General features: G+C 70.5%; 9 protein-coding genes. 5 read left to right on the forward strand and 4 right to left on the reverse strand.

The window, feature by feature from the left end; all coding sequences use genetic code 11:
- Positions 1-118 precede the first annotated feature (118 nt).
- Entirely contained in the window at positions 119-1,537 is a 1,419-nt protein-coding gene (locus IE069_RS05045) for a phosphotransferase (RefSeq protein WP_308425373.1), read from the forward strand.
- On the opposite strand, the gene IE069_RS05050 is transcribed toward IE069_RS05045, so the two are convergent.
- The 3 genes from IE069_RS05050 to IE069_RS05060 are packed head-to-tail and all read right to left on the reverse strand — an operon-like array spanning position 1,503 to position 8,502.
- A complete protein-coding gene (locus IE069_RS05050) occupies positions 1,503-4,901 on the reverse strand; it encodes an ATP-dependent helicase (protein WP_189349038.1) in 3,399 nt (1,132 codons plus the stop codon). The genes IE069_RS05045 and IE069_RS05050 overlap by 35 nt on opposite strands.
- Positions 4,902-4,909: 8 nt before the next feature.
- Positions 4,910-8,098, reverse strand: a complete 3,189-nt coding sequence (locus IE069_RS05055; protein WP_189349039.1) for an ATP-dependent helicase — start codon at positions 8,096-8,098, stop codon at positions 4,910-4,912.
- Positions 8,095-8,502 carry an MGMT family protein gene (locus tag IE069_RS05060; protein WP_189349040.1) on the reverse strand — a complete coding sequence of 136 codons (408 nt, stop codon included), beginning with the start codon at positions 8,500-8,502 and terminating at the stop codon, positions 8,095-8,097. Before IE069_RS05060 ends, IE069_RS05055 begins: the two co-directional genes overlap by 4 nt.
- A gap of 101 nt (positions 8,503-8,603) precedes the next feature.
- Here IE069_RS05060 and IE069_RS05065 point away from each other — a divergent pair, with 101 nt between their 5' ends.
- From IE069_RS05065 to IE069_RS05080, 4 genes are all read left to right on the forward strand, one after another.
- Positions 8,604-9,305 (forward strand): 3'-5' exonuclease, encoded by a 702-nt coding sequence (locus tag IE069_RS05065; protein WP_189349041.1) that lies wholly within the window; start codon positions 8,604-8,606, stop codon positions 9,303-9,305.
- Between the two features lie 157 nt (positions 9,306-9,462).
- Positions 9,463-10,452 carry a methionine ABC transporter ATP-binding protein gene (locus IE069_RS05070; protein ID WP_189349042.1) on the forward strand — a complete coding sequence of 330 codons (990 nt, stop codon included), beginning with the start codon at positions 9,463-9,465 and terminating at the stop codon, positions 10,450-10,452.
- A gap of 3 nt (positions 10,453-10,455) precedes the next feature.
- The gene (locus tag IE069_RS05075) at positions 10,456-11,136 is read left to right on the forward strand and encodes a methionine ABC transporter permease (protein WP_189349043.1); all 681 of its coding nucleotides are present in this window, start codon (positions 10,456-10,458) and stop codon (positions 11,134-11,136) included.
- 104 nt (positions 11,137-11,240) lie between these two features.
- Entirely contained in the window at positions 11,241-12,080 is an 840-nt protein-coding gene (locus tag IE069_RS05080; RefSeq protein ID WP_189349044.1) for a MetQ/NlpA family ABC transporter substrate-binding protein, read from the forward strand.
- A 141-nt stretch (positions 12,081-12,221) separates the two neighbouring features.
- Here the strand turns inward: IE069_RS05080 and hemL are convergent, their stop codons facing one another.
- The gene (hemL, locus tag IE069_RS05085; RefSeq protein ID WP_189349045.1) at positions 12,222-13,532 is read right to left on the reverse strand and encodes a glutamate-1-semialdehyde 2,1-aminomutase; all 1,311 of its coding nucleotides are present in this window, start codon (positions 13,530-13,532) and stop codon (positions 12,222-12,224) included.
- Between the last annotated feature and the right edge of the window lie 3 nt (positions 13,533-13,535).

Raw genomic sequence — 13,535 nt, forward strand, 5'->3', positions numbered from 1 at the left:
GGATGCGCCACGACAGGTGCGGGACACTCCCAGTTAACGTCATGGTTGACGACTCGCCGCCGGCTTCGCCCGTGGTCCCGCCCGTCGCGCATACGGTGGAGGAGTGAAACGCTCTCCCATGGAACTCGCCGCCATCGCAACGGCCGCCGTCCCCGGGCTGACCCCGGTCGGGGTGGGGGCCCTGGCCGACGACGCTGACGACTTCGACTCGGCCCTGGTCCGGGACGCGCAGCAGAATCAGTGGCGCATCCGCGCCCCGCGCCACGACGAGGCCAGCATGCGCCTCGAGTCGGAGCTGGCAGCCCTGCGTTCGTTCACGCCCGCCGTCCGGGCGGGCCTGCCCTTCCGTATCCCGTCGGTGGCCGGAACGGTCCGCCAGGGCACCCTGCGCACCTTCGTCTACAACCATCTCGACGGCGGCAACCTGCCGCTCGAGGAGCTGATCGCCGCCGGTGGAGCGGCCGCCGCGAACGTCGGACGGACGATCGCCGCCATCCACGGGCTGCCGAACGACATCGTCGATCGGGCCGATCTGCCCGCGTACTCCGCCGAGGAGTTCCGGCAGCGCCGCCTCAACGCCCTCGACCAGGCCGCGACGACGGGCAAGATCCCGCCGCGGCTCCTCCGCCGCTGGGAGCACGCTCTGGAGGACGTGGGCCTGTGGCGGTTCCATCCGACGGTCGTGCACGGCGATCTGCACGAGGAGACACTGCTCCTCGAGGGCGCCAATGTCACCGCCGTGACCGGGTGGACGGACCTCCACATCGGGGACCCCTCCGACGATCTGGCCTGGCTGGCAGCGGCTCACGAACAGTCGTTCAGCGATGCCGTCTTCGAGGCCTACGTGGCCGAACGCGGCGACAAGGCCGACCCCCACCTGATGCGTCGCGCGGCCCTCTCCGCCGAGTTCGCGCTCGCCCAGTGGCTGGTCAAGGCCGTGGCTTCGGAGGACCCGGGACGCATCGCCGAGGCTGAGACGATGCTCGAGGATCTGGACGCCGACATCGCCGAGTACGGCGGCCAGCCCATCAGCGTCATCGAGCCCCCGCGCTACGACGAGTCGGAGGCCGCGGGCGACGAAGCGCGCGACGACGACAACGGATCCGGGGACTCGGACGAGTCGGAGCCGGCGCATCAAGGCGGATCAGCCGTGACCGTGGAGGCCCCGGACCGGCCGGCCGTCGTCGTTCTGGACGACGAGCCCGAGGACGCCGAGCCGGGATCGCCTGCAGGTCCTGCGGAGGCCGCCAACCGTCCGGTCGAGACGACCGAAGCCGGGCCGGAATCCGAGGAAGCCCCGGCCACCGCTTCCGAGTCCGGCACGGGAGCATCCGCCGACAGCGCGGCGGAGGCTGCTCCGGCGGACGAGGCCGAGGCGGATCCGGATACGGATGCGGTCGAGGACCCCGCGGAGGCGGGATCCGACGACCACGACGAGCCCGCTTCGTCCGACGAGGGCGACGATGCGCCGGCGTCGGAGGTCCCGACATCGGCGATTCCGATCATCCAGCTGCCCGTGAAGAACGACAAGGCCTGACGCGCCTCACCGCTCCTCGGCGCTCGCACCCCCCGAGCGCGCCGTCGATGAGCTCGATGAGCTCGGACTCCGCGGCCAGGCGGTCCGGCCGCAGGGTCCGTCCCTGCCCGACATAGAAGAACGCGGCGTCGACCCGTTCCACGTCGACCTCGTGCAGGCGGGCGAAGCCGAGCCGGTAGACGGCCAGCTGGATCGCCTTCGCCTCCGCGTCGCGTCCCACGGGGACGCGCCCTGTCTTCCAGTCGACCAGCGTCCAGCGCTCCTCGCCCTCGGCGCCGGTCTCGCGGAAGACGGCGTCGATCCTGCCGCGGACGTTGACCGAGCCGACGTTGGTTTCGAAGGGGACCTCGACGAACGCCGGCTGCCTCTCGGCCCACTCCGAGTCGAGGAACGCCTGTTTCATCTCCTCCAGCCCGTAGGCGTCGTCGATATGCGAATCGGCGGTGCCCACCCATTCGTCCATGTCGAGCATGCCCGTGGATCCGAAGCGTTCTTCGACCCAGGCGTGGAAGGCTGTTCCCTTCCGTGCTGCGACGCCGGGCCGTCGGGGCACGGGGCGCCTCATCTGAGCGAGCACCGCCTCCCGTTCGGTGGCGAGATCGACGAACAGGGACGCCCGCACGTGGGTGGGAGCGTCGTACCGCTTCGGCGCCTCGTCCTGGCGCTTCCTCGCCAGCAGCAGCCGCGCCTCGTCCAGCCACGCGGTCCCCGCCTCCGTGACCGGTACCGCCTCGCGGCCCTCCCGCCGGGCGGCCAGTGATTCCCGGACGACGGCGGCGCTCGCCTCGAGTGCGGGCCGCCGGCTGCCGGTGGGCGGGACCTCCCCGCCCCCGCGGAGGATCCGCGGCCCGGCGAGCGGATCGAATGGCCAGACCGCCTCGGTCGGGTCCTCGCGGAACGGGTTCTCCGCCGGCGCCTGATCGTCGTCGCACCAGACGGGGATGGTGGCCGGCGGGTCGGCCTCGTCCGCGAGCGGAACCAGGTCCCGCAGGAACGGCGAGACGCCGACGGGCTTGCTGCGGCTGCCGAACCAGACCGAGCCGGAGCACAGCAGCAGGTGGCGGGCACGGGTGAAGGCCACGTAGGCGAGTCTCCGTTCCTCGAGTTCGCCGTGCGCCTGGACCTCCGCCTTGAAGGCCTTCTCCGCGTCGACGACGGACTTCAGGTCTTCCTGGTCCGTGTCCCACTGGGGCAGGTCGTGCCGGTCTCCGCGCAGCGGCCACGGCAGAGAAGCGTGTCCCGTGGTCCACCGGTTGTCCCGGGCGGAGGGGAAGACCCCGTCGTCGAGGCCCGCGACGGCGACGATGTCCCATTCGAGTCCTTTGGAAGCGTGGATGGTCAGCAGCTGAACGGCCTCGGGATCGGAGTCGGATTGAGGGATCTCGAGCCCTTTCTCCTGTTCCGCCGCAGCGTCCAGCCAGGTCAGGAATCCGGTCAGCGACGAGCTGCCGGAGCTGCGCGAGTAGGTCGCGGCGACGTCGGCGAACGCGTCGAGATGCCGTCGCGCCGAATGGATGCTCTCGCTGGGTTTGGCGGCCAGTTCGAGATCGAGTCCCACGGCCCGTTCGACCTCGTAGATCAGCGTGAGAAGGTCGTCGTCGACGAACGTCCGCAAAAAACGGATCTCCTCCGCCAGCCGAGCGAGACGCTCGCGCGCGGCCACGGTCAGGCTGCGGCCGCGCCGGCTGGTCCAGCCGGGCGGCGGCAGATGGTCGAGGCCTTCGATCAGGCTGGCCGCATCGGTCAGTTCAGGAGTCGGCGCCTGCTCGGACTCGGGGTCCAGCGCCTGTGCCCGCCGGGACTCGAGCGCCTTCGACCAATCCGCGAACGCGAGCAGGTCCGCGGGGCCGATCCGCCAGCGGGCCCCCGCGATGAGGCGCAGCAGGGCATCAGAACGGTTGGGATCGACGAGGACACGCAGCGTCGACGTCAGGTCGACGATCTCCGGGAGGGCCAGCAGTCCGGACAGGCCAACGATCTCGTACGGGACTCCGCGTTCCTCCAGCGCCGCGGCCATCTCGGCCAGCTGCCCCCGCGTGCGGAACAGGACGGCCGCGCTCGGCTGCGGCCCCTGAACCGAGGACTGCTCCTGACGGAGCTCGGACCTCGCGGACAGGAGCCGGCTGGCGAGCCAGTCGATCTCCTCGCCACTGGATCCGAGCCGGGCGAGCTCGACCTCGCCCGCGCCGGCGACCGGGCTCGGCTCGAGCCCCTCGACGGTGACGGCGCCGCCGCGCGACGCCTCGGTCAGGAGCGGGGCAGCGACGGAGTTGGCGGCTCGCAGGATGTTCACGGAGTTCCGCCAGGCCGTGGTGAGATGTGCGACGGCGGCCGGTCCGCGTTCGCCGGTCGCCTCGTCGACGCGGGGGAACTCCGTCGGGAAACGGAAGAGCTGCCCGGCGGAGGCCCCCCGGAACCCGTAGATGGACTGGTTGGGGTCCCCGACCGCGGTGACCGCGTGCCCGTCGCCGAACAGGGAGGAGAAGAGCACCATCTGCGCGTGCGAGGTGTCCTGGAACTCGTCCAGGAGCACGACCTTGAAGCGTTCTCGTTCCTCGACGCGGGCCGCATCCACGTCGCGGGCGATCCGGGCCGCGAGCGCGACGAGGTCCCCGTAGTCCAGCACAGAGCGGGAGCGCTTGGCCTCGGCGTACCGCTCGGCGAGCCGCGCGACCGCGACGCGGGTGGAGAGCATCCCCATCATCTTCTCGGCCGCCTGCGAGCGGTCCTTCACCTTGCCGGCCATGTACGGCAGGGCGTCGAGGCCGCCGATGACGCCCGTCATGTACTCGCCGGCCTCGGACGGCGCGATCAGGTGCTCGGCGCATTCGGAGGCGAACTGGACGACGGCGTCCGTGAGCGTGGACCGCGCGCCCTGCAGCTCGGCGGCGTCCCCGTCGTAGTCCTGAACGATCGTGTCCGCCAACTGCCAGGTCTGCGCGCTGCCGAGGAGTTCGGCATCAGGTTCGATGCCGATGCGCATGCCGTGGTCCGCAACCAGCGAGTTCGCGTACGAGTGGTAGGTCGAGACCGCCGGATCACCGAGCTCGTCGAGCCCGTCCTCGAGCAGGCCTCGGTCGTCGAGCTTCTGCAGCTGGTTCCGGATGCGGTGGGCCAGTTCGCCGGCGGCCTTGCGCGTGAACGTCACGCCCAGGATCTGGTCCGGGCGGACCAGCCCGTTGGCGACGAGCCAGACGACGCGGTCCGCCATGGTCGCCGTCTTGCCCGACCCCGCACCGGCCACGACGAGCATCGGTTCGAGCGGCGAGGAGATGATCCCCGACTGCTGCTCGGTCGGCATGAACTGCCCCAGCCTGGTGGCGAGCTCCTCGGGGGTGAAGCGGATCGCGGTCTCGTCCGTCATGTCGCCTTTCACGGTTGGGTCACCTGCCGTCCTTCGTCGCAGAGCGGGCAGACGCCGGGCAGGCGGCAGGGCACGGCCCGGCCCTTCGACGGGTCGTGCCGCGCCAGGAAATCGGCGGCGCCCATGAGGCCGGCGGCCTCGAGAACCAAGGGCGTCGCCCAGTCCTCGTCGCCGATGGCGGGCTGCTCCTGCGGCCGCATCGACTTGGTCCCGTCGCCCAGCTGGACGAGTGCGGCACCGGCCGGACGGTCGGCGAGATGCAGCGAGTCCCCGAGGGCTCCGGCGAGGATCGCCGCCTGGTAGGTGCCGAGCTGGGGATGCCTGTCGACCTCCTTGGCCGTCGGCTTGGACTTGCCGGTCTTCAGGTCGACGACGTAGGGCCGGCCGTCGTCTCCGGCTTCCACCCGGTCGATGATGCCGGTCACGAGCGCCTTCCGCGTCCCGTCGGAGACCTGGACGCTGAATCCGACCTCCTGCCCGACGAGCCGGCGGCCGTTCTTGCGCATCTCGATCCCGTAGAGGGCGAGCTTGCGCAGCATGTCCTCGGCCCGTTCGCGGTCTTTGTCGGTCTCCCAACCCGGGGGCAGGTCGAGCTCGGGCCATCGCCGTTCGAGCTCGTCGCGGTACTGGTCGCCAGTGGCTTCCGGCATGTTCTCGGCTATCGCGTGGACCAGCGTACCGAGGCTGCGTGCGAAATCGACGGCGGCCTCTCCCCCTGCGGCCTGCACGAACCAGTTGAGCGGGGATTCGAGGACGGCCTGGACGCGGGACGGGGACACTGCGACGGGTTCGCCCTCGGGGGCCACGGGACCTGAGCTCGAGGGCGGCACGAGCCCCCACCAAGTGTCCGGATGGGCGCCGCGGATTCCTGCATCGGCCAGGTGGGCCAGCACGACGCCTGCGTCGTGTGCCGTTGCAGGGTCCTCTCCGCGGACCTCCGCTTCGGCGGTGCGGCGCAGATGGGCGACGAGCGCGCCGAGGGTCCGGGGGCGCGGGACATCGGTGACGCTCCGCTCGGCCCCGTCCGGCACGGGGTCGACGAAGTCGAGCAGTGCGGACGGCTGCTCGTCGTCGGAGAGCACGCCGATGCAGACGAGCTCGTCGCGCGCCCGGGAGGCCGCCGCGGCGAAGCTGCGGAATTCGTCGGCGCGGACGGCGCGGACGCGGGCGGCGGCATCGCGCTGCGCGGCGGCTTCGGGGCCGTCCTCCACGATCGCTGCCAGAGTCCCGGTTCTGAGCAGCTCGCCGCGCAGTTTGGTATTGGGCCAGATGCCCTCCTGCAGGCCCGGGATCAGCACCAGGCCCCATTCCCTTCCGACTGCGGATGCCGGCGTCAGGACGGCCACGGCCTCGGCGGTACTGCCCCGCCCGGCGAGGGAGTCCATGGGCAGCTCCTGCGACGAGATGTGCTCCACGAACTGCCGGACCGTCGAACCCGGCAGCTGGTCGATGAAGCGCTCGGCCGCCTGGAAGAGCGCGAGCAGCGCGTCCAGGTCGAGGTCTGCACGGTGTCCGGCGCTTCCGCCGGCGAGCGCCGCCTCGGTCCACGGCTTCTCCAGCCCCGAGGCCTCCCAGAGGGACCAGAGCGCCGTCTCGGCGTTGGCGTCGGCGGCGGCGAGGTGCCGCCGGGCGGCCGCGAGCATGCGGACGATCCGGCGGGCCCCCGTCGCCTCGCGTCCGAGCCCCTCGAGGCTCGCCGCGTCGGGATCGGGCGCGAGGAGGGCGCAGAGCAGTTCGGAGCTCGTCCGCCGGCCGCCGGCCCGGTACTCCGCGCGCCGCAGCTGCTGCCTCAGCCGTCTGACATCGAGGGCCGTCGCCTGGCCGTACCGGGAGGTGAGCAGCTGTTCGACGACGTCGGCGTCGGACACGGGCTCGTCGTCCAGGACCAGTTGCAGGAGGGTGATGAGCGGGCGGATGGCCGGCTCTTCCCGGAGGGGGACCTCGGCCGGGGGCACGCTGACCGCGATCCCCTGCTGGCTCAGGTGGCGCGCTATATTCCTCACGAGGCCGCCGTGCCTGACGATGACCGCGATGTCGCCGAGCGGGCGCCCGCCCATCAGGTGCTCTTCGAGGATCCGGTGGGCGACGTAGCGCATCTCGTGGACGGGGCTGTCGACGAGGTGGGCGGCCACGCTGCCGGAACGGCCGTCGGCGCCGGTGGAGACCAGCGACCGGCCGTCGCGCCCGGCGGAGACCGGGATGCGGCGGGCGATCCGCCCCCAGGCCGCGGCGATGGCCGGCGGCATCCGGAAGGACTCGTCGAGCGTCAGCCGCTTCGTGTCGCCGAGGTGGGTGTCGATGCGGTTGAGGAAGTCGGGCCGCGCCCCGCGGAAACCCTGCACGACCGAGTCCGGTGCGGCGAAGGCCAGCACGTCGCGGCCCCGGCCGAGGACGGAGAGGAGCCGGTACTGGGCCGGGTTGGCCTCCTGGAGGTCGTCGACGACGAGGAGCTTGAGCCGCTGCTGCTCCTGCTCCAGGAGCTCGCCGTTGGCCTCGAGCAGACCGGCCGCACTGCTGATCAGCCCGGCCGGGTCGAAAGCCTCGGCGTGCCCCAGATCCAGCAGGTCGCGGTACTCCTGGTAGACGAGCGCGGCCGCCTCCCACTCGGGCATCAGATGGCGCGCGCCGAGTTCCTGGACGTCCGCCGGCTCGAGCCCGTGCTCGGCCAGGCGGTCGAAGAGCTCGCGCAGCTGATCTCGGAAGCCGCGCGTGGAGACGGCCTCCCCGAGGGACTCCGGCCAGTCCGGCGCCGATGGCAGGCCGGCGGCGTGGCCGTCGAGGATCTGGCCGATCAGGGCATCCTGTTCCGGCCCGGACAGCAGCCGGGGCGGGCGCTGGAGCTCGGGCAGGAATCCTGCGATGCGGGCCCGGCGGATCAGGTCGAAGGCATACGACGACCAGGTCCGGACGGCCGGCTCGGAGAACGTCACGTCGACCATCGAGGAGAGACCGTCGCGGAGTCGGGACGCGTGGGAGCGCGCGGACGTGAGGACCAGCAGCTGCTCCGGTTCCAGGTCCGCCCTGCCGCCCGGAGGGAATCCGAGGCGCGCGGCGACCGCGGCCAGCAGCGCCGTCGTCTTGCCCGTCCCCGGCGCCCCCAGGACGAGCGTCGGCCCGTGGCCGGCGCGCAGTCCGGCGATGCGGCGCTGGCCGGCGTCGAGCGGCTGCCCTCCGGCGGCCTCGTCGGTCGACGTCATCGCTCTCCCCTTCCGCTTCCTGTCCCTGTATTCAACCCCGGGGCACCCGCAGATTGGTTGGCGAGCGCGACGGCGACGGCGTCGAGCGCCGCGAATTCTCCAGTGTCCGGCTGCCAGCGGGCCGCTGGGAAGCGCACGCGCGGCGGCTCCGTCGACTTCACGGGCAGCTCCTCCCGGAGCCAGTGGGGCAGGGCCCGCGCGGCGAGATCCGCCGGCAGCGTCCCGTCCGCCCGCACGATCCGCCACCACGGCAGGTCCAGACCCGTACTGGCCGCCATCGCGGCGCCGACCTGTCGCGGCCCGCCGGCCCCGAGCAGTTCGGCGACGTCCCCGTAGGACAGCGCCCGGCCGGAGGGGACCATCGCCACCACCGCGTAGATCGCGTCAACCAACTTTCCCGCCATCGTTTCAGCCTAGTCGTTCCGTGATTCCCGGTGATGGACACCACCGGGACGGCCGCGGCGCGTTTCCCATTTCGCGGGTGGGCGCGGGTACCGTTGGCAGCATGACTCAGGCGGGAAGCACAACTTGGAACGGGCTGCCTCGTGCGGCATTCGACCTCGAGACGACGGGCACGGACCCGGAGACGGCGCGCATCGTGACGGCATCCGTCATCGTGGTCAACGGCAAGAGCGAGATCGTGCACCACAGCGAGTGGCTCGTCGACCCCGGCGTCGAGATTCCCGAGGCCGCGGCGGCCGTCCACGGCATCACGACGGAGAAGGCCCGCGCCGAGGGGCAGCCGGCCGCGTCCGCTGTGGCGGAGATCGCAGCGCACCTGCGGGACCTCTTCGCGACGATGCCCGTCATGGCCTTCAACGCGAGCTACGACTTCACCGTTCTGAACCGGGAGGCCGCCCGGCACTCCGTTGAGCCGCTGACCCCGGCCCCGGTCATCGACCCGCTCGTGATCGACCGCCACGTGGACAAGTACCGGCGCGGCAAGCGCACGCTCGCGGCCATGGCCGAGTTCTACCAGGTGCCCCTGAACAACGCGCACACCTCGCTCGCAGACGCAGCGGCGACCGTCGGCGTCGCCGACGCGATCGCCGCCCGCTACGCGGAAGTCCGGATCGACCCCTTCGAGCTGCACGCCGCCCAGGTGAACTGGCAGCAGGCGTGGGCCGCGAACTTCCAGGAATTCCTCCGGCGCAAGACCCCTGACGCCGTCGTCGACGGTTCCTGGCCGCTGAAACCCTCGTTCTAGGACTCAAAGGCGCCACACACGGCGCCAGCTGTCGACTAGCACACACTCGGGCGCGTTTCACCCCGCAGGTGTCGATTGGTTACGCCCTCCGTAATAATCGGCAGGTCGTGAATGATTCAATGGGACGAAACATTTTCTTACTCTCCTGAGGACTCATTTGATCACCATCACCGATCTGCGCAAGGTGTACCGTCAGGGCAGCCGCGAAGTCGTGGCGCTCGACGGCGTCTCCCTGAGCGTGGCCAAAGGACACATCCACGGAATCATCGGTCATTCCGGCGCCGGCAAGTCGACCCTCGTCCGGTGCCTCACGCTGCTCGACCGCCCGACCTCGGGTTCCGTGTCCGTCGACGGGCGGGAACTCGCGGGCGTCAGCGACCGTGAGCTGCTCTCGGCCCGTCGCAAGATCGGCATGGTTTTCCAGCACGCCAACCTCTTCGATTCGCGGACGACGGCCGAGAATGTCGCCTACCCCCTCGAACTGTTGGGAACGAAGCGGTCGAAGATCAAGGACAAGGTGTCCAACCTCCTCGATCTCGTTGGCCTGACCCAGTTCGCGAATGCCTACCCGTCCCAGCTTTCCGGCGGCCAGAAGCAGCGGGTCGGCATCGCCCGCGCGCTCGCCACCGATCCTGACGTCCTGCTGTGCGACGAGCCGACGAGCGCGCTGGACCCGAAGACGACGGACGAGATCCTCGAGCTCATCAAGGACGTCCGCGACCGCCTGGAGATCACCGTCCTGATCATCACCCACGAGATGGGCGTCGTGAAGAAGGCCTGCAACTCCGTCTCCCTGCTTGAGGCCGGCAAGATCGTCGAGCACGGCCCGATCTCCGAGGTGGTCGCCGACATCGACGGCCGCCTTTCGCACGCGCTCCTCCCCCTCCCGGGCGAGATGCCGCAGGACCTGCCGCCGGGGACGATCATGGATCTGCTCTATTCGGGTGCCGACGCCGTCCACCCGGTCATCTCGACCCTGGCGCGTCAATTCGATATCGACGTCAACGTCCTGGCCGGCTCCGTGGAGGACCTCGGTGGCGCCCAGTTCGCCCACCTGCGGATCCATCTGCCCGTCGGAGTCGACATCGACGCCGTGACCGCACACCTGACCGCTTCCGGCATCGCCGTGTCCGTCAAGGAGGCCTGAACCATGGACTGGTTGACCTCGCTGCTCGAGAACCCGGGCATCACCACCGCGCTTCCCGACGCCATCATCGAGACCCTGATCATGATGGTCATCGCTTCCGCAGCAACGATCGTCATCGGCATCCCGCTCGGCGTCGTACTCTTCCTCACCGCCCCCGGCGGGTTGACACCGGTCCGCTGGATCAGCGCCATCCTCTCCGGTCTCATCGTCAACATCACCCGTTCGATCCCGTACGCGATCCTGATGCTGGCGCTCATCCCGTTCACGCAGTGGATCGTCGGCACGGGCATCGGCCCCTACGCCGCGTGCGTGTCGCTCACGATCGGCACCGTGCCCTTCTTCGCCCGGCTGGTCGAGACGGCCCTGCGCGACATCCCCTCCGGCAAGATCGATGCCGCACTCGTCATGGGCTCCTCGCGGTTCCAAGTGGTGCGGAAGGTGCTGCTGCCGGAGGCCATGCCCGGGATCATGGCGGGTATTACGACGATGGTCGTCATAGTCATCGGATACTCGGCTATGGCTGGCATCGTCGGCGGAGGCGGTTTGGGCCGCCTCGCCTACAATTACGGTTTTCAGCGTTTCGACAGTCAGGTCATGATCGTCACGATTGTGATCATTGTCATCATCGTCCAGGCCGTCCAGGCAACGGGCGACTGGCTGACCCGACGGGTCGACCACCGCTGATCCCAGTTTTCCGCCACCAACTGGCGGTCTGCAGCTAGTAGCCGCTGGCTGCACCATCTGCCCGCCCTCATCCGGCGGGCCGGAAAGTAAAGGATGCGCAGATTATGCGTAAGAAGCTCTCGCTCGCGGCAACGGGTGCCGTTGCCCTCTTCGCGCTGACGGCTTGCGGTGGAGACACCCCCAGCGCCGAGGAGAACACCAATGAGGCCGGCGCCACGATTCTGGAGGTCGGCGCCGTTCCGGTCCCCCACGCTGAAATCCTCGAGTACGTCGACGAGAACCTCGCCGCCGACGCGGGCATCGACCTGGAAATCCAGGAGTTCGACGACTACCAGACGCCGAACATCGCACTCGACGAGGGCAGCATCGACGTCAACTACTACCAGCACCTGCCGTGGCTCGAAGAGCAGATGGCCACCAAGGGCTACGAGTTCGAGCACGGCGCCGGCATCCACATCGAGCCGTACTCCGCCTTCTCGAAGCACGAGACGGTCGAGGACATCCCCGACGGCGGCGTCGTTGCCATCACCAACGACCCCGCCAACCAGCTCCGCGCCCTCTACCTCCTCGAGGAGGCCGGCCTGCTGCAGGACATCGACGACGAAACCACCGCGCTCTCCATCACGGACGAGCAGAACCCGAAGGGCCTGGAGTTCGAGGAGAACCAGCCCGAGGTCCTGGTCCAGATCTCCGGTGATCCGCAGATCGACCTCGCCATCCTCAACGGGAACTACCTGCTGCAGGCCGGCATGAAGACCGCTGACGCCCTGCTGGTCGAGGACGTCTCGGCCGACAACCAGTACGCGAACTTCCTGGCCTGGCGCGCTGGCGAGTCCACGGAGGCGATCGAGACCCTCGAGGAGCTCATGCAGTCCGACGAGGTCAAGGAGTACATCAAGGAGACCTGGCCGAACGGCGACGTCACCCCCACCGAGGCCAGCTGACCCCGCCCCGCGGTACGACGAACGGCGCGGCGGCCTTCCGAGAGGAGTCCCGCCGCGCCGTTCGTCTTCCCCGCGTACGCGAGCGCCCGGGCCCCCTCCTGCGTGGAGGGCGCCCGGGCGTCGTCGTGTTGCGGGCCCGCGTCAGGCCGGGGTCGCCGCCGCGGCCGCCCTGGCCGCGGCCGGCAGGGCGTCGTAGACGCGCTGCATGGCGACGTCGTCGTGGGCGGCGGAGAGGAACCACGCCTCGAAGACGCTCGGGGCGAGGTAGACCCCGGAGTCCAGCATGGAGTGGAAGAACGGAGCGTAGCGGAAGGCCTCCTGCGCCTGCGCGTCGGCGTAGTCGTGCACCCCGCGCTCGCTCGTGCCGAACGAGACGGAGAACAGGTTGCCGGCCGTCTGGATCGAGTGGTCGACACCCTCGGCGTTGAGCGCCCCGGAGACGGCCTGCTGGAGCTCGAGGCTCAGCGCGTCGATCTGGGCGTAGACCTCGGGTGTGGCGTGGGTGAGCGTCGCGACGCCCGCGGCCATGGCGATCGGGTTCCCCGAAAGGGTCCCCGCCTGGTAGACCGGGCCGGTCGGCGCCAGGTGGTCCATGACCTCGGCCCGGCCGCCCAGGCCCGCGGTCGGCAGGCCGCCGCCGATGACCTTTCCGAACGTGAAGAGGTCCGGGGTCCACCCCTCGACGCGTCCGCTGAGGCCCCAGTAGCCGGCGTCCGAGGCGCGGAAGCCCGTGAGGACCTCGTCGACGATCAGCAGGGCGCCATGGGCGTGGGCGGTGTCGAGGAGGAACTTGTTGAACCCCTCCCCCGGGGTCACGACGCCCATGTTGGCCGGCGCGGACTCGGTGATGACCGCGGCGATGCTGTCGCCGTGCTCGGCGAAGACGGCCTCGATGGCGGCGCGGTCGTTGTAGGGCACGACCAGGGTCTCGGCGGCCGTCGCCTCGGTGACTCCGGCGGAGCCGGGCAGCGCCATGGTCGCGACGCCGGAGCCGGCCGAGGCCAGCAGCGAGTCGAGGTGCCCGTGGTAGCAGCCGGCGAACTTCACGATCAGGTCGCGCCCCGTGTAGCCGCGGGCGAGGCGCACGGCCGTCATGGTGGCCTCGGTGCCGGTTGAGACCATGCGGAGGCGGTCGACGCCGCCGAAGCGCTGCATCACGAGCTCGGCCAGGGCCGACTCGTCCGGGGTCGACGTGCCGAAGGAGAGCCCGCGGTCGACCGCGGAGTGCACGGCCTCCTGCACCGCCGGGTGCTTGTGGCCGAGGAGCATCGGGCCCCACGAGCAGACCAGGTCGACGTAGTCCTTGCCGTCGGCGTCGGTCAGGTAGGGGCCGTCGGAGCCGACCATGAAGCGGGGGCTGCCGCCCACGGAGCCGAAGGCCCGCACGGGCGAGTTCACGCCGCCGGGCATCAGGGTGCGGGCGCGTTCGAAGAGGTCGTCGGAGACGGTCATGCG

This window comes from Zhihengliuella salsuginis, from assembly GCF_014651715.1.
Taxonomy (GTDB): domain Bacteria; phylum Actinomycetota; class Actinomycetes; order Actinomycetales; family Micrococcaceae; genus Zhihengliuella; species Zhihengliuella salsuginis.